At 55.1% G+C, this 18156-nt stretch carries 19 protein-coding genes (1 of these 19 running past the window's edge); 11 read left to right on the top strand and 8 right to left on the bottom strand.

What is annotated here, in order from left to right:
- Positions 1–36: 36 nt before the first annotated feature.
- The 5 genes from ACZ5FM_RS14110 to secA form a co-directional block, all read right to left on the bottom strand.
- Positions 37–1248: a GNAT family N-acetyltransferase gene (locus ACZ5FM_RS14110; RefSeq protein WP_464040472.1), complete on the bottom strand. Its 1212-nt coding sequence runs from the start codon at positions 1246–1248 to the stop codon at positions 37–39.
- Between the two features lie 71 nt (positions 1249–1319).
- On the bottom strand, positions 1320–2735 hold the full coding sequence (locus tag ACZ5FM_RS14105) for a lipopolysaccharide biosynthesis protein (protein ID WP_464040471.1): 1416 nt from the start codon (positions 2733–2735) through the stop codon (positions 1320–1322).
- A 153-nt stretch (positions 2736–2888) separates the two neighbouring features.
- Positions 2889–3785 carry a DMT family transporter gene (locus ACZ5FM_RS14100; RefSeq protein WP_464039000.1) on the bottom strand — a complete coding sequence of 299 codons (897 nt, stop codon included), beginning with the start codon at positions 3783–3785 and terminating at the stop codon, positions 2889–2891.
- A gap of 165 nt (positions 3786–3950) precedes the next feature.
- Positions 3951–4286: a hypothetical protein gene (locus tag ACZ5FM_RS14095; protein ID WP_250985613.1), complete on the bottom strand. Its 336-nt coding sequence runs from the start codon at positions 4284–4286 to the stop codon at positions 3951–3953.
- Positions 4287–4466: 180 nt separating this feature from the next.
- Positions 4467–7184, bottom strand: a complete 2718-nt coding sequence (gene secA, locus ACZ5FM_RS14090; RefSeq protein ID WP_464038999.1) for a preprotein translocase subunit SecA — start codon at positions 7182–7184, stop codon at positions 4467–4469.
- Between the two features lie 241 nt (positions 7185–7425).
- On the opposite strand from secA, the gene ACZ5FM_RS14085 reads away from it, so the two are divergent.
- The 6 genes from ACZ5FM_RS14085 to ACZ5FM_RS14060 all read left to right on the top strand — a co-directional run bounded on the left by ACZ5FM_RS14085 (position 7426) and on the right by ACZ5FM_RS14060 (position 11553).
- Positions 7426–8304, top strand: a complete 879-nt coding sequence (locus tag ACZ5FM_RS14085) for a peptidylprolyl isomerase (protein ID WP_250985615.1) — start codon at positions 7426–7428, stop codon at positions 8302–8304.
- 71 nt (positions 8305–8375) lie between these two features.
- Positions 8376–9617, top strand: coding sequence for a bifunctional glutamate N-acetyltransferase/amino-acid acetyltransferase ArgJ (argJ, locus tag ACZ5FM_RS14080; protein ID WP_464038998.1), 1242 nt, complete (start codon positions 8376–8378; stop codon positions 9615–9617).
- Positions 9618–9621: 4 nt separating this feature from the next.
- On the top strand, positions 9622–10407 hold the full coding sequence (locus ACZ5FM_RS14075; RefSeq protein ID WP_250985617.1) for a GNAT family N-acetyltransferase: 786 nt from the start codon (positions 9622–9624) through the stop codon (positions 10405–10407).
- Complete coding sequence (mutT, locus tag ACZ5FM_RS14070; RefSeq protein ID WP_192491434.1) at positions 10404–10817, top strand: 8-oxo-dGTP diphosphatase MutT; 414 nt, start codon at positions 10404–10406, stop codon at positions 10815–10817. The genes ACZ5FM_RS14075 and mutT overlap by 4 nt, the downstream gene beginning before the upstream one ends.
- 88 nt (positions 10818–10905) lie before the next feature.
- Positions 10906–11232, top strand: coding sequence for a hypothetical protein (locus ACZ5FM_RS14065; RefSeq protein WP_250985618.1), 327 nt, complete (start codon positions 10906–10908; stop codon positions 11230–11232).
- Between the two features lie 147 nt (positions 11233–11379).
- Positions 11380–11553, top strand: coding sequence for a Flp family type IVb pilin (locus ACZ5FM_RS14060; protein ID WP_250985619.1), 174 nt, complete (start codon positions 11380–11382; stop codon positions 11551–11553).
- 67 nt (positions 11554–11620) lie between these two features.
- Here the strand turns inward: ACZ5FM_RS14060 and ACZ5FM_RS14055 are convergent, their stop codons facing one another.
- Positions 11621–12499, bottom strand: coding sequence for a methyltransferase domain-containing protein (locus ACZ5FM_RS14055; RefSeq protein ID WP_250985620.1), 879 nt, complete (start codon positions 12497–12499; stop codon positions 11621–11623).
- A gap of 60 nt (positions 12500–12559) precedes the next feature.
- Here ACZ5FM_RS14055 and ACZ5FM_RS14050 point away from each other — a divergent pair, with 60 nt between their 5' ends.
- The 4 genes from ACZ5FM_RS14050 to ACZ5FM_RS14035 are packed head-to-tail and all read left to right on the top strand — an operon-like array spanning position 12560 to position 14952.
- The gene (locus ACZ5FM_RS14050; RefSeq protein ID WP_464038996.1) at positions 12560–13336 is read left to right on the top strand and encodes a ComF family protein; all 777 of its coding nucleotides are present in this window, start codon (positions 12560–12562) and stop codon (positions 13334–13336) included.
- Between the two features lie 60 nt (positions 13337–13396).
- Positions 13397–13651, top strand: coding sequence for a glutaredoxin 3 (gene grxC / locus ACZ5FM_RS14045; RefSeq protein ID WP_192491429.1), 255 nt, complete (start codon positions 13397–13399; stop codon positions 13649–13651).
- 15 nt (positions 13652–13666) lie between these two features.
- Complete coding sequence (locus ACZ5FM_RS14040) at positions 13667–14527, top strand: carbon-nitrogen hydrolase family protein (RefSeq protein ID WP_464038995.1); 861 nt, start codon at positions 13667–13669, stop codon at positions 14525–14527.
- Positions 14524–14952: a DUF1178 family protein gene (locus tag ACZ5FM_RS14035; RefSeq protein WP_312950198.1), complete on the top strand. Its 429-nt coding sequence runs from the start codon at positions 14524–14526 to the stop codon at positions 14950–14952. Before ACZ5FM_RS14040 ends, ACZ5FM_RS14035 begins: the two co-directional genes overlap by 4 nt.
- 38 nt (positions 14953–14990) lie before the next feature.
- On the opposite strand, the gene ubiG is transcribed toward ACZ5FM_RS14035, so the two are convergent.
- The gene (gene ubiG, locus ACZ5FM_RS14030) at positions 14991–15737 is read right to left on the bottom strand and encodes a bifunctional 2-polyprenyl-6-hydroxyphenol methylase/3-demethylubiquinol 3-O-methyltransferase UbiG (protein ID WP_464038993.1); all 747 of its coding nucleotides are present in this window, start codon (positions 15735–15737) and stop codon (positions 14991–14993) included.
- Between the two features lie 266 nt (positions 15738–16003).
- On the opposite strand from ubiG, the gene ACZ5FM_RS14025 reads away from it, so the two are divergent.
- A complete protein-coding gene (locus tag ACZ5FM_RS14025) occupies positions 16004–16906 on the top strand; it encodes an SH3 domain-containing protein (protein WP_464038992.1) in 903 nt (300 codons plus the stop codon).
- Positions 16907–17065: 159 nt separating this feature from the next.
- Here ACZ5FM_RS14025 and ACZ5FM_RS14020 read toward each other — a convergent pair whose 3' ends face one another.
- Positions 17066–18156, bottom strand: the 3' portion of a protein-coding gene (locus ACZ5FM_RS14020; protein ID WP_464038991.1) for a M23 family metallopeptidase. 856 nt of this gene lie beyond the right edge of the window; 1091 of the gene's 1947 nt are visible here — the last part of the coding sequence; its start codon lies beyond the right edge, outside the window — the gene reads right to left on this strand; the stop codon is at positions 17066–17068.

Raw genomic sequence — 18156 nt, 5'->3', positions numbered from 1 at the left:
GATTTATTCGTCCTTTGACAGTTGCCGTGTTGTTGATCAGGCGCCGCGCCGGCCCAGCGACATGATCCGCTGACGCAACATACGCGCAATACTGCGGGTGTTACGATAAATATGGACCTGTGACGAAACTTGCCGCACATCGCGGTCGCTTTTCTGTGTCAAGCCGATGATCAATGTTCCCATCTCTTCACGCTCTTTCCAGAAGCGGCTCATGATGGGGTGATCTTCAACCGCGCAACTGTCGGTCCGTAAAATATTGGCGTCATCAAGGTGCCAGTCCGTCAGCTTCAATGTCAGCAGCTTGCCAGGCGAATATTTGGAGTAGTTTTCGTTGTAGGCCGTTTTCCATGTGTAGGCTTCGCCTTGCGCCATCAGGACCACCATGGAGGCGATCGACTGTCCGTCGAGGTCGATGGTGTGAATACGGGCCGCATCGTTTTCTGCAAGGTTGTTGATGCCTTCACGCGCAAATGCGGCGCGGTAACGGTCATCCACCAACGCGGAACGTTTGCGCCCCTTCCAGCCGCTGGCTTCCAATGCCAAAAATTCTTCCAGACGGAAACGAATGTCCTTTGGCTGACGGGCCACATTGTAGGTCAGCGTACCGACCTTCTCCAAAAGCCGCCACTGCCGGCGCATTTCGCGCAGGTGATTGGAGGCCAATGTTTCTTTCAGATAGGCCTCGCCATCCTCATAGCTTTGCAGCATCGGGCGTTGATGTTGTTCTGCGGTCGCCAGTGGCAGGTTGCGGCTGAGTGCTATAGCTTTCAGCATACGCGCAAACGGTCCATCCAGGCGCAGGTCCGGTAGAACGAGAACGTCGGGCAGATCCGCGCGGTCATCGCTTAAGGCGTCAAGCAGGGTGTCAATGGTTTCGGCCGCGGCTTCGGTATCCACCAGCGGCGTGCCAAGTGGTCCAAACGGATTGGCCCAGACACGAATAACGGATGGACCTATCGAAAAACCAGGCTTTTCGACCGAGAATGGCATTAGCAGGCGCATGCGGCTGCGCTGCTCGTTGCGGTCGCGGATCAGCGCAAAACGCACAGCGCGCTCATCGATACGTGTCATGGCCGGTGCCAGAAGACGACCGGTGAAAAAGACGTTCGGTTCCATCACGCGGTTGGTGAGGAAGTCGAGTTCTTCTTGCAAGTCATAGCCCAGTTGTGCGGGATATATGCAGAACTCTCGGCCCTCGCGACCAATCTGCAGGGTCTTGTCAGCAGAAGGGGCAACCGTATCGCTCATGCCACTGGCCTTTGCGCCTGCTGGCGTCTCAACCGTTTGCATGTCGGTGGGGCGCTGGTTGGGGGTCATGATCATGCTGCCTTTTTCCGGTCGGCACGCGCAAATGGAAACTTGAAAGCAAACAGCACAATGCCAAGCGTATGGCGTACCGCGACATGCAACAGAACGGTTTCGATGACCGTAATTGCTGCCGTTGCAATTGCTGCTCCGATCAGTCCGTAAAGCGGCGTCAGGGTCAGATAGAGAATGATGCCGCACACCAGAGTTGCGACGTAAATACCAACACACAGTTTCTGGTGTCCGGTCATGTTCAGCAGTGCCTCCGCCGGGCCAATACTGGCCTTGGCCAGGAAACCGGCAAACAGAATGAACATCAAACTATAACCCTGGGTGAAGGCGGGTCCGAAGAGAGAGAGTAACAGAGGTCCTGTCAGCAGTACACAGGCGCCGATACCGAGCGACGGCCAGAATGTCCAGCGCGCTGACTGCCCGGCAAAGGTGGATAGTCCTTCTCGGTCATTGTCGGCGATCAGGGCTGCAAAACGCGGTGATGCAGCAGCCTTAACGGCAAAAAAGACGAATTGCACTAGAATGATGGTTTTGGCGGCGGCGAAATAAATGCCGACATGATCGGGTGGCAGGTAAAAGCCGACCACCAATACATCTGCGTTGGTCATCATGAAGCCGATGCCGTCGATGACGAAAATCGGCAGGGCGAAGCGAAACCATTGACTGAAATGGATGGTTCTTTTGCCGCGATCGAATGTGTGATCCAGCCTCTTGCTGATCAGCAGCAGTTGCAGAACAGTTGTCGTGTAGGCGGCTGCCAATCCGGCAACCATTGCCGTTGTGGCGGTGTGAGGTTCGCCCGCCAATATGGCGATCAGCATATAGATCAGGATCAAGAGCGGGCGTACGATGTAGGTTGGACTGAGAGCGGAAACAGGCCAGCCATTGGCTCTGGCCGTGCCATCCAGCACATCACCGAGTGCGATCATTGGCAGGATCAGGGCGCCCAGAAAGGTCGGAACCAGATAATAGTCCGGTACCATGTCGCCGAAGAAATACAGGAAGGCAGCACCGGCTGCGGCCATCAGACTTGCAGAGACGAGTGCGAAAATACGCGCTGTGGCGGTCAGTCCGCGGATCAGATGGTTATCGCCCGCTGCCTTGTATCCCGGCAGAAAACGGATGACGGTGGCGTGGAAACCGAGACAGGACATGTTGCCGAGCAGAATGACCATGACCCAAACAAAGGCGAAAATGCCGTAGTCAAATTCACCCATCAGGCGGGCAAGCATGATCTGCGACACGAAGGCAATGCCAGCACTGATAATGCGGATCAGGAAGGCGATCAGCGCCATGCGTTGGGCGCGCGCTGCTTCGGTTTCGCCGGATAAAATTCGTGCGGTTCCGAGCCTTACCGCTGCGACTTTGCAGCGAAGACTATCGGGCAGGATTTTTTCCGCCGCATAGAGAACCGTCATGATGGTCACGCAATACTTCCAAAGCCACCGGGCTATGCGCAGCCTAGCCTGCGCCAGTTAACGAAGGGTATTGGCTGCACAAAATTGATGTGTTTTCGGTACCTTGCACGTCAAGGTTTTTGCGGACGGGACAGGCTTTATTTTCGACCTGTTTCAGGTTTCCGGCATGAAAGGAACGGGTTGTTTGCGGCGCGGGAAAAGTCCCAGCACCAGAATGCATCCGGTAATGATAACAACGGCACCACCCAACTGCAAAACTGAAAGTGGTTCGTGCAATACTAGCGCGCCAATCAGCACCGCTATAATGGTAACGGCAAACTCCACGCTGATGGCCTTGGTGGCTCCGATCTTGGAAACCAGCCAAAAATAGGTGATGTAAGTCAAAGCACTCATCACCATGGCAAGCGTGAAAAGATAAAAGAAATCAACGAGTCCCGGTATCGCGCGGAAGGGGACAGCGAGCAGCAGCGGCAATGTGATAAAGCCGCCGGCCAGAAATGAGCCGATGGTGATTTCCCACGAACCGGTGCCTTTCAGGCTGCGGCTGGCATAGTTGCTGCCAAAGGCAGCGCAGATACAACCGACAAGGCAGGCACCACAGCCAAGCACGAAGGACAGTGTAACCGGTACGGTTGGAAAACCAACCAGCAGGATGATGCCGCCGGCGCCGAGCAACAACCCGACCAGCCCCTGTACTGTCATTTTCTCCAATCCCCAGAACTGGCTGATCAACATGGAGAACAGGGGAATGGTGGCAACGATGATTGCGGCCATCGCAGTCCCAATCAACGGAGTGCCGTAGGACAGGCCGACAAGCTGACCAGCAACAGTGGTCGCGCCCACAATGGCAAAGGCACGCCATCCCGCGTCGAAGTTCAGTTTACGGCCGGTCAGCTTTGCGATCAAAAGCAACATTAGGCTGGCAATGAAACAGCGGGTTGTCACTGCGCCCACCCAGCCGAATGTTTCGACAACGCGTAACATCAGCAGGAATGACAAACCCCACGCAACAGCGAGGAAAATGTATGCGGCGATTGCACCCGGTTTCATAAAATTATCCAGAAAAAGAGGCGGTTCTGGCGGCACAGTTATGAGAGCCTTTGACAGGCGTCAATCAAATTGTACGCGGCGAGAAGACCGCCCGACAGCCGATGGCGCATGAGTGTCCCCCCTCTTGCGCCATCCTGACATCCGCGGGTCGTGTTGGCCGACCAATTATTCTTCGATCGTGTATTCGCTCAGTTCACACAGGTTCTGTGTGTCTTCCGTAGTGTCCAAGTCAGCGCTGCCTTCAAACTCGAAACGCATGTCGTATTCACAGACATCACGACCGTCAGTAATGGTGACAGTGCCGCTTTCACCGGGCTTGAGAACTTGGCTGCCAAACACATCGCCTTCCCAGTTATCTACACCCACTGGCGAAGTATAAAAATGGGTCAGGACAGAGTTCGTGCCATTGATGAGCTTGAACACAAGGTCTTCAGCCATCGAAGGCGTAGCTGCGGCCACACAAAGTGCTGCCGTTACGATCGCAGTTTTGAAGTTGAACATGATTTTTCCATCCGGCTCATGAGCGAGCGGGTAATCATTAAAATAAAACCAACAAGAACTGGTAAATCTGCCTACTGATTTTTCGCCCGATCCTGCGCAAGCGTCCTTGCTGTCCATGACAACAAAAAAGCCTGCAAACGAGGTTTGCAGGCTTTTTGATTTTTGTCGCTGAACAGGCAATCACGCCTGATCAAAGACGCCGTGGCAATGTTTGTACTTCTTGCCAGAGCCGCAAGGGCAAAGCTCGTTACGACCGATCTTGCCCCAGGTTGCGGGGTTGTTCGGATCACGATCTTCCGGAGCAACGTAAGCCAGACCCATTGCAAAAGCCGGTTCGTTCATCTCGTCTTCGCCGGTATTCGGGTCTGCGTGATGAGCGGTCATTTCCGGCAGTTCGGCAGGCTGTGGTGGTTCCTGAACCAGTTCAACGCGCATCAGCTGGGTGGTGACGGCTTCGCGCAGATTGGCAAGCAGTGCCTGGAACAGTTCGAACGCTTCGGCCTTGTATTCCTGCAGCGGGTCGCGCTGGGCATAACCGCGGAAACCGACGACGGAGCGCAGGTGATCGAGGTTGACGATGTGCTCGCGCCACAGGTGGTCGATGGTCTGCAGAAGGATAGAGCGTTCAACATAGGTCATCAGCTCTTCGCCAAAACGCTCGCGACGGTCTGCTGCGTATTTTTCGGTGGCTTCCGTGATGCGCTGGAGAATGTCATCTTCAGCAATGCCTTCTTCCTTGGCCCAGTCTTCGATAGGCAGATCAAGGTTGAGGAACTGGGCAACACCGGCCTTCAGGCCAGCGGTATCCCACTGTTCGGCATAAGCATGTTCTGGAATGTGCTTCTGCACCAGCATGTCGATGACTTCGCTGCGCATGTCGGCAACGGTTTCGCTGATGTTCTGTGCGTCCATCAGTTCAAGACGCTGGTCGAAGATCACCTTACGCTGATCGTTGAGAACGTCGTCGTATTTCAGCAGATTTTTACGCGTTTCGAAGTTGCGGGCTTCAACCTTCTTCTGGGCGCGCTCAAGAGCCTTGTTGATCCAGGGGTGGACGATTGCCTCACCATCCTTCAGGCCGAGTTTCTGCAGCATGCTGTCCATGCGCTCGGAACCGAAGATGCGCATCAGGTCATCCTGAAGCGACAGGTAGAACTTCGAACGGCCCGGGTCACCCTGACGACCGGAACGACCACGCAGCTGGTTATCGATACGGCGGCTTTCGTGGCGCTCTGTCGCAATAACGTAAAGGCCGCCAGCAGCCAATGCCTTTTCCTTGAGGACCTTGATCTCGTCGCGGATCGCCTTTTCTTTTTCGTCGCGCTCTGCGCTTGGCTCCATACCGTCGAGTTCGCGCTCAAGACGCATGTCGACGTTGCCGCCAAGCTGAATGTCGGTACCGCGACCAGCCATGTTGGTGGCGATGGTGACAGCGCCGGGAACGCCGGCCTGTGACACGATGTAGGCTTCCTGCTCGTGGTAGCGGGCGTTCAGAACCTGGAAATTCTCGAAACCAGTCTGACGCAGCATCGTGGCAAGCAATTCCGATTTTTCAATCGATGTGGTGCCAACCAGAACCGGTTGATTGCGGTCATGGGCTGCGCGGATTTCGGTGATGATCGCCTTGTATTTCTCTTCACCGGTCCGGTAGATCTCATCATCCTCGTCGATACGCTGGATCGGCAGGTTGGTGGGAACTTCGATAACATCGAGGCCGTAGATGTTGCTGAATTCTTCCGCTTCGGTCGATGCCGTACCGGTCATGCCGGCAAGCTTCTTGTACATACGGAAGTAATTCTGGAAGGTGATCGAGGAAAGCGTCTGGTTTTCCGGCTGGATCTGAACCTTTTCCTTGGCTTCAAGCGCCTGGTGCTGGCCTTCCGAATAACGGCGGCCTGGCATCATACGTCCGGTAAATTCGTCAATGATGACGATCTCATCATTGCGGACAATGTAGTCCTTGTCGCGTGTGAACAGCTTGTGAGCCTTCAACGCGTTGTTGATGTGGTGAACGATTGCAACGTTCTCGACATCGTAAAGCGATTCACCCTTCAATAGGCCAGCAGCGCGCAGCAGGTTTTCCAGCTTTTCGGTGCCTTCCTCGGAGAAGTTGGCCGAACGTTGCTTCTCGTCGATTTCGTAATCGGCAGCATCAAGCAGAGGGATGAAAGCGTCGATCGTGTTGTAAAGATCGGAACGGTCATCAAGCGGGCCGGAAATGATCAGTGGCGTCCGCGCTTCATCGACGAGGATCGAGTCCACTTCGTCGACGATGGCGTAGTGGTGGCCGCGCTGAACCATCTGGGCGCGATCATATTTCATGTTGTCGCGCAGATAGTCGAAACCAAGCTCGTTGTTGGTCGCGTAGGTGATATCGCAGGCATACGCCGCGTGACGCTCTTCGTCGGAAAGACCATGCACGACGATGCCGGTGGTCAGTCCAAGGAAGCTATAGAGCCTGCCCATGATGGTGGCGTCGCGGGAGGCGAGGTAATCGTTCACCGTCACCACGTGTACGCCCTTGCCCTCAAGCGCGTTCAGATAAACCGCCAGTGTTGCCACAAGCGTTTTACCTTCACCGGTCTTCATTTCCGAGATGGCGCCCTCATTGAGGATCATACCACCAGTCAGCTGCACATCGAACGGGCGCATGCCCAGAACGCGGCGCGATGCTTCACGGCAAACGGCAAAGGCCGGAATAATCAGGTCTTCCAGTTTCTTGCCATCTGCAAGCTGCTGGCGGAATTCGACGGTCTTTGCGGAGAGCGCCTCATCGGAAAGAGCCTTAGTGGCTTCTTCCAGCGCGTTGATGGCTGCGATCTTGCTTTTAAACGAACGGACACGGCGTTCATTGGCCGAACCGAACAACTTGCGGGCGATGCCGCCTAGACTGACCATCTTGCTGGCCCTTTCTGAAGTGCCGTTTCCGCTTCGTGCTGCGACCGTCAGAGCTTTTCACAAACAAATGACGGCTTTCGCCCGGAAACGTATCTGGACGCGAGGTTGCGTGACAGATAAGAGGGGGGGCAAATGATGTCAACGGTTCTGCCGGTTACAGAATGGCCACAATCCAATGTTTGGAACATTTTCCAGCCGGAAGTGCCATGTGGAACCCGGCATAGTCTCCGAAAGGTTTATTATGTTGCGCTATAACAAAATTGCCGCCGCCGTAATCGTGGCGACGCTTGGCCTTCAACTTCCAGCTTTTGCGCAGGAAGACGCCGTTGTTGCAAAAGTGGGCGATCTGGAAATTCACCAGTCCGAACTTGATCTGGCAATTGCCAATCTCGACCCGCAATTTGCCCAGTTTCCCGATGAGCAGAAAAAAGTTGCAGCTCTGTCGTCCATCATCGATGTGAAGCTGCTGGTAAAGGATGCTGATGCGGAAGGTCTCAGAGACACCGACGCTTTCAAGAACCGCGTCAATTTCATCACTGAGCGCGAACTTCACAATGCTTACTTCCTCAAGCACGTTTCCGACGCCGTGACGCCTGAAGAGGTCAAGGCACGCTACGACAAGGAAGTCGCTGCGATGCCACAGGAAGAAGAAGTTCACGCCCGTCATATTCTGGTTGAGTCTGAAGACGTGGCCAAGGATGTCATCAAGCAGCTTGATGAAGGCAAGGATTTTGCTGAAATCGCCAAAGAGAAGTCCACCGATTCCAACAAGGATGAGGGTGGCGATCTCGGCTGGTTCGGCAAGGGCCGCATGGTGCCGGAATTCGAACAGGCTGCTTTTGCTCTCGAAAAGGGCGCTTACACCAAGACCCCAGTCAAGAGCCAGTTCGGCTTCCACGTGATCAAGTTGGAAGACAAGCGTATTGCACCGCCACCACCATTTGATCAGGTCGAGCAGCAGGTTCGCCAGATGGTCATGCGCGAAAAATATGTTGCGCTGATTGAAAAGGCAAAGACCGAGCAGAAGATCGACATCATGGACCCGGCGCTCAAGACTGGCTACGACGAAGTCAACAAAGCGCAGGACGCTGAGGCGGCACAGCCGCAGCCGCAGCCATAATCGATATTTCGCGGGGCGGTCATTACCGCCCCGTTTTCCATAGCCCCACCCCGTTTCTGTCAGGTTCCGTCATGTCCGTTGCCGTTTCTCCGCTCGCTCCCAAATCCTATCCCGAAATGCCTTCCTTGCGCGGTGTGCGCATGGCAACGGCGGCAGCTGGCATAAAATACAAGAACCGCACAGACGTTTTGATGATGGTCTTCGACAAGCCGGCCAGTGTTGCCGGTGTTTTCACCAAGTCAAAGTGCCCGTCTGCGCCAGTTGATTTCTGCCGCGCCAACCTTGCACATGGCGTTGCCCGTGCAGTGGTCGTCAATTCCGGTAACGCCAACGCCTTCACTGGCGTAAAGGGCAAGCAAGCCACCACACTGACGGCACAATCTGCAGCCGCTGCTGTTGGATGCGGCGAAAATGAAGTTTATCTCGCTTCGACCGGGGTCATTGGTGAGCCGCTTGACGCAACAAAGTTTGCAGGCGTTCTTGCCCAGATGCACAGTGACGCGACCGGTGATTTCTGGAAGCAGGCTGCTGAAGCCATCATGACCACGGACACTTATCCCAAGGTTGCAACCCGCACTGCCGACATTGGCGGCGTGAAGGTGACAATCAATGGTATCGCCAAGGGTGCGGGCATGATTGCGCCTGACATGGCGACCATGCTGTCCTTTGTGGTGACCGATGCCGATATTGCGCCTGAAGCGCTTCAGGCGCTGTTGTCCGCCGGTGTTGGCCCGACTTTCAACTCGGTTACGGTTGATAGCGATACATCGACCTCCGACACATTGATGCTGTTTGCCACGGGTGCCGCTGCCGCTGATGGCCAGGCCCGTGTTGAAAAGGGCGACGATGCCCGCCTTGCGTCCTTCCGTGAAGCGCTAAACGATCTGCTCAAGGATCTGGCACTGCAGGTGGTTCGCGATGGCGAAGGCGCACGCAAGATGGTTGAAGTGACGGTCACCGGCGCGGAAAATGATGCCGCTGCCAAAAAGATTGCACTTTCGATTGCCAATTCGCCGTTGGTCAAAACAGCTGTGGCCGGCGAAGACGCCAATTGGGGCCGTGTTGTCATGGCCGTTGGCAAGTCCGGTGAAATGGCTGACCGCGACCTTCTGGCCATCTGGTTTGGCAATGTTCGTGTTGCCGTTAATGGTGAACGTGATCCGGCCTATTCGGAAGCGGAAACAACTGCGGTCATGAAGCTGGAAGATATTGCTGTCAAGGTGGATATCGGTCTTGGCAATGGCACCGCTACGGTTTGGACCTGTGATCTGACCAAGGAATATGTGGCGATCAACGGTGACTACCGGAGCTGATTTTGTGACTGTCGATAAGCCTAAAAATAATGTCAATTTTCCGCTGGTTCGCCGTTTAGAGGCGGTCAGCTTCCGTGCGTGGCCAGCATCATCAGTTGTTTATGATGGCAGCTGGCAGGTGCGCATGACAGGTTCGCATCCTTCCAAGCGCATCAACTGTGTCGTGCCGCTGGATCCTTCGGATTACGGCAATACCGATATGCGGCTGGAAAAAGCGCGCAAGCGGTTTGAAGATTATGGACGGCCGCTTCTGGTGCGCGAAACGCCACTGATGCCACCGCAATTGCGCGAACATCTAAGCAAAAGCGGCTGGTCTGCCTTTGAAGAGGTCAAGGTGATGACCGCCGACATTTCAAGCGCGGAATTGCCGGAAACTATCTCACACCTGCCAAGCCAGGATGTCGGGCGTTTCGTTGAGGCTCACCTCAAGGTCTCTGGCGATGATGCCGGGCTGCGTCCGGCTATTGCCGAGATCGTCAGCTCGATCGTGCCGCCGCTTGGTCTGTTTATCAAGGAAGACGTCGAGGGCGAACCGCAGGCGACCGTCATCTGCGTACAGGACATCGATCTTGCCGGCATTCTCTCCTTGGATGTGGCAGAGGACAGCCGTCGTTTGGGTATCGCGACGCAGGTGCTGACTTCGGCGCTGCGTTGGGCGCGGTTGAGCGGTGCCAAGCTCGCCTGGTTGCAGGTGGTTTCAACCAACAAACCGGCGTTGGCACTCTACGAGAAGTTCGGTTTCACCGAAGCCTACACCTATGCTTACTGGCGAAAAGGCGATGCGCAATGAGCGAAGCGGGAAAGAAGATCGTACTGGTTGCGGCTTGCGCGCTCGTTGACAGTGACAACCGTATTCTTCTGGCACAACGTCCTGAAGGAAAGTCTCTTGCAGGCCTTTGGGAATTTCCCGGCGGCAAGCTGGAAGCAGGAGAAACGCCTGAGGAAACACTGGTGCGGGAGTTGGAAGAGGAACTGGGCATTCGCACCAAGGTTGCCTGCCTTGCGCCGCTGACTTTTGCTAGCCATTCCTACGAGACATTTCACCTGCTGATGCCACTTTTCGTATGCCGTCGTTATGAGGGAATCCCCTACGGTCGCGAAGGTCAGCTGGTCAAATGGGTAAAGGTCAATGCACTGCGTGATTACCCTATGCCACCCGCCGACGAACCGCTTATCCCTTACCTTCAGGATTTGCTTTAGATCTTTCTAAAATTGATCGTCCGTTAATAGATCGTTTAGCACCATCTGGCACATTCCACTGCGTAGAATTGGTAAACGAGGCGTAACGATGAACGAGGATTTCTGGAAGACCGTAGAGGTCCGTCGGCCTTATTCTCGTAAGGCGCGCCAAACTGGCATTTTGAACATTGCCCTGCTGTTCGGTACGGCAGCCATTGCGCTGTCTTTGATCATCACACCGATGGTGGCTGGCAAGAATAGAGAGCCGCGTCTGGCGCAGGTTCCTGATAATTTCGACATGATTACCACCGGATCGATCAAGCCTGCTGCTTCGGTAGACGGCAAAAAAACCTATTCCATTCGGCGCAGTATTCTCCAGCAAACACCCGGTTCGGTTTGTATTGTTGAAGGCTATGGCAACGAAAGCGGCTGCTGATTGTACCTGCAGTGCGGCCGGGAGGCCCGTGCCGACATTATCGGCATGAAATGACCCTGTTCATATGTTCCGGCCGCAATTGCGCGCGCCGAAATGACGACATCATTCAAGCAGCAGCAGGCTCGGCTTGCCGGACAAGGAAAATCAATGCGCCAGCTTTTTGAGATGCTGCGTGATTGTAAGGGATCGACCGCTATTGAATACGGCTTGATCGGTGGCTTGATCGCTATCGCCATTATTCTGGGCTTTGGTGCGATCACCGAAAATCTGGGCAAGATATTCGATATCATCTATAACGCACTGGCAAGTTCGACGGCCTGAAAGCTCAGGCCGTTCTTCCTGTCGTTATTGCAACTTGTTCACCCTGCCATGCTCGGCATGACCGAGGTCAAAGCTTTATTTCCTTGGTTTTCAGGGCATCCGCCAACCGTATTTTTGCCGAGCCTGGCTTAAGCGGCTTCTGCTGGCTGTCATGGGGTGCCCAGCCTGACACATAGATGAATGAGAAGGTGGCGCGGATGCGACCGTCCGGATCGGAATATCGCTCGGCGTAAATCTCGGCAGCCCGCATGAAGAAGTGACGATTAAGCGGCGCACGGCTGCGGCCCATCAACGGATTGGCCATGCCCATCGCACGCAAATCACGCATCAGCGGGAAAATGGAATCGTAACGTACCGTATAGGTTTCGGTGTCGGTTACCGGCAGGGCAAAACCTGCGCGTTGCAAGAGGGCGCCAACATCACGCACATCCGCAAAAGGAATGACACGCGGGCTGGCACCGCCGGTCAGCTCGGCCTCTGTGCTGAGCAGCACGTCGCGCAATTCGGCAAGGGTACCGGCGCCGGGGATTGCCCCCATGAACAGGCCGTCTGGCTTCAATGCGCGTCTGATCTGGATAAAGGCACCGGGTGTGTCATTGGTAAGGTGTAGGCCAAGTGGCGACACGATAAGGTTGGCCGAGGCCTCTTCGAGTGGAAATTGCTCCAGCGAAGCGACCTGTACTGTTTCGCCTGATTGGGCAAATGCGGCGTCTATTTCAACACGGTGTAACGTTTCGACCTTGCCGGTCTGCATGATCCGTCGTGCGGTGATGCCGGTTGCACCATGAAGTTCGACCGCTGTCTCAAACTGCCGCTCAACGACAACAAGCCGTTCGGCAATTTCATCGGCGGCGATATCGAGCAGAAAAAGCGCCTTTTCATCCAGTGTGCGCAGAGCGCGTTTGCGATTGGCTTCAATCAGCCGCTGGTCGAAAAGTATGTCCATGGGATGGCCTTCAGAATATTTGCTTCGCAAAGGCACCCGTTCGAAGGTAATGTCAACATCATGGGGTCGGGCAGGTTGCAATTTTTATCATCGGGACCATTTGGGCTGCTACGCCAATGGGGCAGGGCGGTAGTTGATATCGTCTATCCTCCACAATGTGCCGGTTGCGGCATTATTATCTCGCGAGGCGGTGCATTTTGCAGTGAGTGCTGGAGTGGCATTGGATTTATCGAACGTCCCTATTGCGAAATTCTGGGACTGCCGTTTTCCAGTGATCCGGGCCCAGGCATGCTCTCGTCCGAAGCGATTGCCAACCCACCACCTTTTGACCGTTTGCGATCAGCTGTCATTCACGAGGGCGCTGCGCGCAAGCTCGTTCATCAACTGAAATATCTCGATCGGTTGGATCTTGTCAGCACGATGGCTGTCTGGATGCTGCGCGCCAGTGACGGCATGATCGAACAATGTGACTACATCATACCCGTGCCACTGCACCGGAGACGATTTATATCACGGCGCTTCAATCAATCTGCAGAACTGGCACGCCATCTGGCGGACCTTTCAGGAAAGCCTTTTCTGTCTTCATCCGTTATCAGGACCAAACCAACCAAACGACAGGTTGGCCTCACTGCAAAGGGGCGACAGGAGAATATGCGAGGTGCATTTGCCTTTGCGCCGGGACGCGAACTGGATGTTGCAGGGAAAAGAGTGGTGCTGGTGGATGATGTTTATACCACCGGTGCGACCGTTTCAGCGGTATCGCGACTATTAAAGAAAGCGGGCGCCGCAGATGTCACCGTTTTGACCTTTGCAATGGCTATTTCCGGCCCTATATGACGGGGTGAACAGGCGGAAACGCCTTCCATTGATGATGTTGCATAACCCTGGGGAAAACCTATGGCATCTGTCACGATCTACACACGCGATTTTTGCAGTTATTGCGCCCGCGCAAAGGCTCTTCTTGATGAGAAGGGCGTTGATTATGCGGAGTATAACGCGACTGTAACGCCAGAATATCGGCAGGAAATGATCGAGAAATCCGGACGTAATACGTTCCCGCAGGTCTTCATCGCTGGCCAGCATGTCGGTGGTTGTGATGATTTGCATGCCCTTGAACGGGATGGCAAACTCGACGCGATGCTTGCGAACTGAGAACGGGATAGCGAGATGACTTTCAAGGCTGCCGCAATTCAGATGTGCTCCGGTGTTGATCCGGAGAAAAATGCCGTTGAGATGGAAAAGCTGATCCGTGAAGCGGCGGCCAATGGCGCTGTTTACGTTCAGACGCCGGAAATGACCGGTGCAATACAGAAGGATCGCGCTGCGTTGCGTGCTGTCCTGAAAGATGAAGACACCGATATCATTGCAACGACTGCTGCAAGACTTGCCAAGGAGCTTGGTATTTACGTGCATGTCGGCTCAACGGCCATTGCCAGAGATGATGGCAAGATTGCCAATCGTGGTTTCCTGTTTGCGCCTGATGGTCAGAGGATCTGCAGCTATGACAAGATCCACATGTTTGATGTCGATCTCGACAATGGTGAGAGCTGGCGTGAGAGTGCAGCCTATGAGCCGGGTACTAATGCGCGCGTTGCGACGCTGCCTTTGGCATCCTTCGGTTTTGCCATTTGTTACGACGTGCGTTTCCCGTCACTGTTCAGAACGGAAGCCGTTGCAGGCGCTGAGGTGCTGACGGTTCCGGCCGCTTTTACCCGCCAGACCGGTGAAGCACATTGGGAAGTGCTTTTGCGCGCCCGTGCCATTGAAAATGGTGCTTTTGTGATTGCCGCGGCACAAGCCGGTGTTCACGAAGACGAGCGCGAAACCTTCGGTCATTCGATCATCGTTGACCCATGGGGCAAGGTTCTGGCCGTTGCCGGTGGAGCAGGTGCGGAAATCATCTATGCGGAGATCGATCCTTCGGCAGTCGCCGCTGCACGTGGAAAAATCCCGAACCTCAAGAACGCACGTGATTTCAAACTGGACACAGTTAAAGCAGCGTCTTCAGCTGGAGGTGAGGCGGCTTGATCCGTTACTCGCTTAGTTGCGAAAAGGCGCATGAGTTTGAAGGTTGGTTTGCAGGCAGTGCCGATTTCGACCAGCAGGTCGAACGTGGTCTCGTATCATGTCCGGTTTGCAATTCTCTTCAGGTTACGAAGGCGCTGATGGCGCCTTCTGTATCTACTGCACGCAAACAGGATGAAATGCGCACCCTGGCGATGGATACAGCGCAAAAAGCGGTGCTGGCCAAGGTGAAAGAAACGTTGGCGGAAATTCGTGCCAATACGGAAGATGTCGGCGAGCGGTTCCCCGAGGAAGCCCGCAAAATCCATTACGGTGAGGCAGACCAACGCGGCATTATCGGGCAGGCGACCTTGCAGGAAGCCAAGGCATTGGTCGAAGAAGGCATCGATATTGCGCCGTTGCCTGTCATCCCGGATGATGTGAACTAAACTTCATCCCGGATGATGTGAACTGAACTGCGTAAATCTTATGCGGGGCGTTTTGCCAGCAGCATGTAGTTTACGTCCATATCGCTGGACAGGTTCCAGCGATCCTGCAGCACATTGTAAAACACACCGGTGCGGTCAATGATCTGCAGGCCGCTTTCGGTCAGCGGCTTTTCCAACTCTTCCGGACGAACCAGTTTCTCATATTGATGCGTGCCGCGCGGCAGCCAACGCAGAACATTTTCGGCCGCGAAGATGGCAAGGGCGCGCGCCTTGAGCGTGCGGTTGATGGTGGCAGCAAACATCAGGCCGCCGGGACGCACCATGCTTGCACATGTTGTCACGAAGAAGTCGACATCCGCGACATGCTCCACCACTTCCATGTTCAACACCACATCGAATGTCTCGCCTGCTTCGTGAAGCTGTTCGGCGGTGACGGCACGATAGTCGACCGAGACACCACTTTCACGGGCATGGGTCGATGCAATGCCTATATTCTTTTCCGATGGATCCGCGCCAACAACGTCCGCACCCATACGGGCAACGGGCTCTGAGAGCAGGCCGCCGCCGCAACCGATATCAAGAATACGAAGTCCTTCGAGTGGCTTATGGGATTTAGGGTCACGCCCAAATGCTTCGCAGACCTGGTTGCGAATATATTCGAGGCGCACGGGATTGAACTTGTGCAACGGACGGAATTTGCCGGTCGGGCTCCACCATTCTGCGGCCATGGCCGAAAAGCGGTCAACTTCCGTCTGGTCGATGGTCGTTTTTGCTGTTTCGTTCATCTGCAATGCTCCAAGCTGTTTGTGGACTGGAGTCCGATGATTGACGAACGAAGTCAAGAGATACCTTTGGAACAACCTGACGGCCAGTTCGTTAACGCCGTAATAAAAGACTGAAAAGTCGGCATTTTCCAGACATCTGCGGCATGATATCACGCAGTTTGGAAGCAGAATTTTATCATCATCAAAAAATCCAAATTGCGTTCCAACGATGATTAAGAAGGATGCCGGAAATCGGCAGGCGGGCCTTGTCCAGGGAGAGAACGAACGTGAAGAAGAAATTATATGGTGCAATTGCGCTTCTGGCGCTTGTCGCCATGCCGGCGCTTGCGCAGGCGGCCACTCGAGGCTTTGCAACCGCAAACGTCAACATGCGCTCAGGCCCGAGCACCGCATATCCCGCGGTTGTGGTGATACCGGAAGGCGCGCCCTTGGTCATTTATGGCTGCCTTTCCGACACGCCATGGTGCGACGTTTCATTCAGCCGTGGACGTGGCTGGGTAGCGGGCCGTTATGTTCAGGCCGAATATCGCCAGAACCGCGTTTATGTCGAACCACGTTATTACCGCGATCTGGGCGTTCCGATCATCACCTTCGATGTCGGTACCTACTGGGATCGCTATTATCGCGACCGTGATTTTTATCGTGATCGCGATCGTTGGAGCCGTCCGCGCCCACCTCGTAATGATTGGGGTGGACCACCTCCCGGCTGGAACAGACCTCCGCCACCACGCCCTGGCGATTGGAACCGCCCCCCACCACGTCCGGGTGACGGTGACTGGAATCGTCCACCGCCACGTCCCGGTGATAGCAACTGGAACCGCCCGCCACCACGTCCCGGTGATGGCAACTGGAACCGCCCGCCGCCGCCACGTGGTCCCAATGATGGCCGTTGGGAACAGCGTTACGGTCAGGAGTGGGATAGTGGTCAGCGTCCGCCGCGCCGTGATGACCGGCGCGACGATGACCAACGCAGCGACAACCGCAGAGACGATAACCGGAGAGACGATAATCGCCGGGATCCTCCGCGCTGGAGCGAGGACAGCCGGCCCGGTGGCAACAATGGCAATCAACCGCGCCGCCAGTATGATCCGGACCGCCAACGTGGCGGCTCCAATGATCGGGGCGAACCATGCATGCCCGGCATGCCAGGTTGCCGCCCGAGCATTTAATGTTTGACCAGAAACCAAGGCGGCCACAGTGATGTGGCCGCCTTTTTCTATGGGCTTTGCAGGCCAGGTTTCCAGAGATTGACGGTCGCTTGGGTCCTGAAATCCACGCACAAAAAACCGGCTAAAAAGCCGGTTTTGTCATTCGATTACAATTTGAACTCAGCGGCTGGCGACCTGTTCCGGCTTGCCTTCGGAATCAAGCAAGGCATCGATACGCTGGCGTTCATCGGTAAATCTGGCAAGTGCATCGCCGCTCAGTGATTTTCCGCCGGGCAGACGAACCTTCATGGCATCTACCTTGGTGCCATTGACGATCAGTTCGTAGTGCAGATGGGCGCCAGTCGAAAGGCCGGTCGAACCGACATAGCCGATCACCTGACCTTGGGTGACGCGCGCGCCTTCTTTCACACCCTTGGCGATGGCACTCTGGTGATTATAAGACGAGACATAACCATTGGCGTGGCGAATGAGGGTCTGGTTACCGTAACCATTTGCCCATCCGGCTTTCTCGATAACGCCGTTGCCGGTGGCAATAATGGGCGTGCCGCGCGGAGCTGCCCAGTCCGTACCGGTGTGCATGCGGCTGAAGCGCAAAACCGGGTGACGGCGCATGCCGAAACCGGAGGTCATACGACCGTTTGGCACCGGGTTTCTGATCAGGAACTGACGGATGCTCTTGCCGTCTTCATTGAAGTAGTCAACGCTGTTATCTTCCGGGTTCTGGAAACGATAGAACCTTGTTTCGTTGTCACCAAACTTGGCATTCACATACAGCAGTTCTGAATCGTCGGTGGCTTTGCCTTCTTTATCCTGTACGGAGAAGAAAGCTTCCAGCGTGTCAGTTGGACGCAACTGTGCCTGAAAGTCGACGCTGCTGGCTAGCAGCTTGATCATCAGGCCAATCATGTCCTTGTTCATGCCGTAGGCAAGTGAGGCGCGATAAATACCGTCATAAACACGCGGCAAATCACGGTTTGCCATGGCGGCCGCCGGATTGCTCTCAAAAGCGCTCGCTACGGCATCCAGTTTCGGAGGCTCGCTTGCTTCTACAAACTGGCCTTTGTCATTGACCGCCACGGTTACGTCGTGCCGGTTTTTACGATAGACGCTGGCGCGGACGATTTTGGCGGCACTTTCGCCTTCACCTTGCAGAATGCCAACCCGCAATACATCACCAGGGGCCAGTTCGGCAGAACGCAACAAAGGCTCAAGGCTACTTGCAGCGGTGTCGGCCTGTTCCTTGCTGTAGC

The organism is Agrobacterium sp. 5Ca50 (assembly GCF_055381905.1).
Note: the sequence above shows the minus strand (reverse complement) of the source record. Positions and strands in the feature narration are given on the sequence as shown.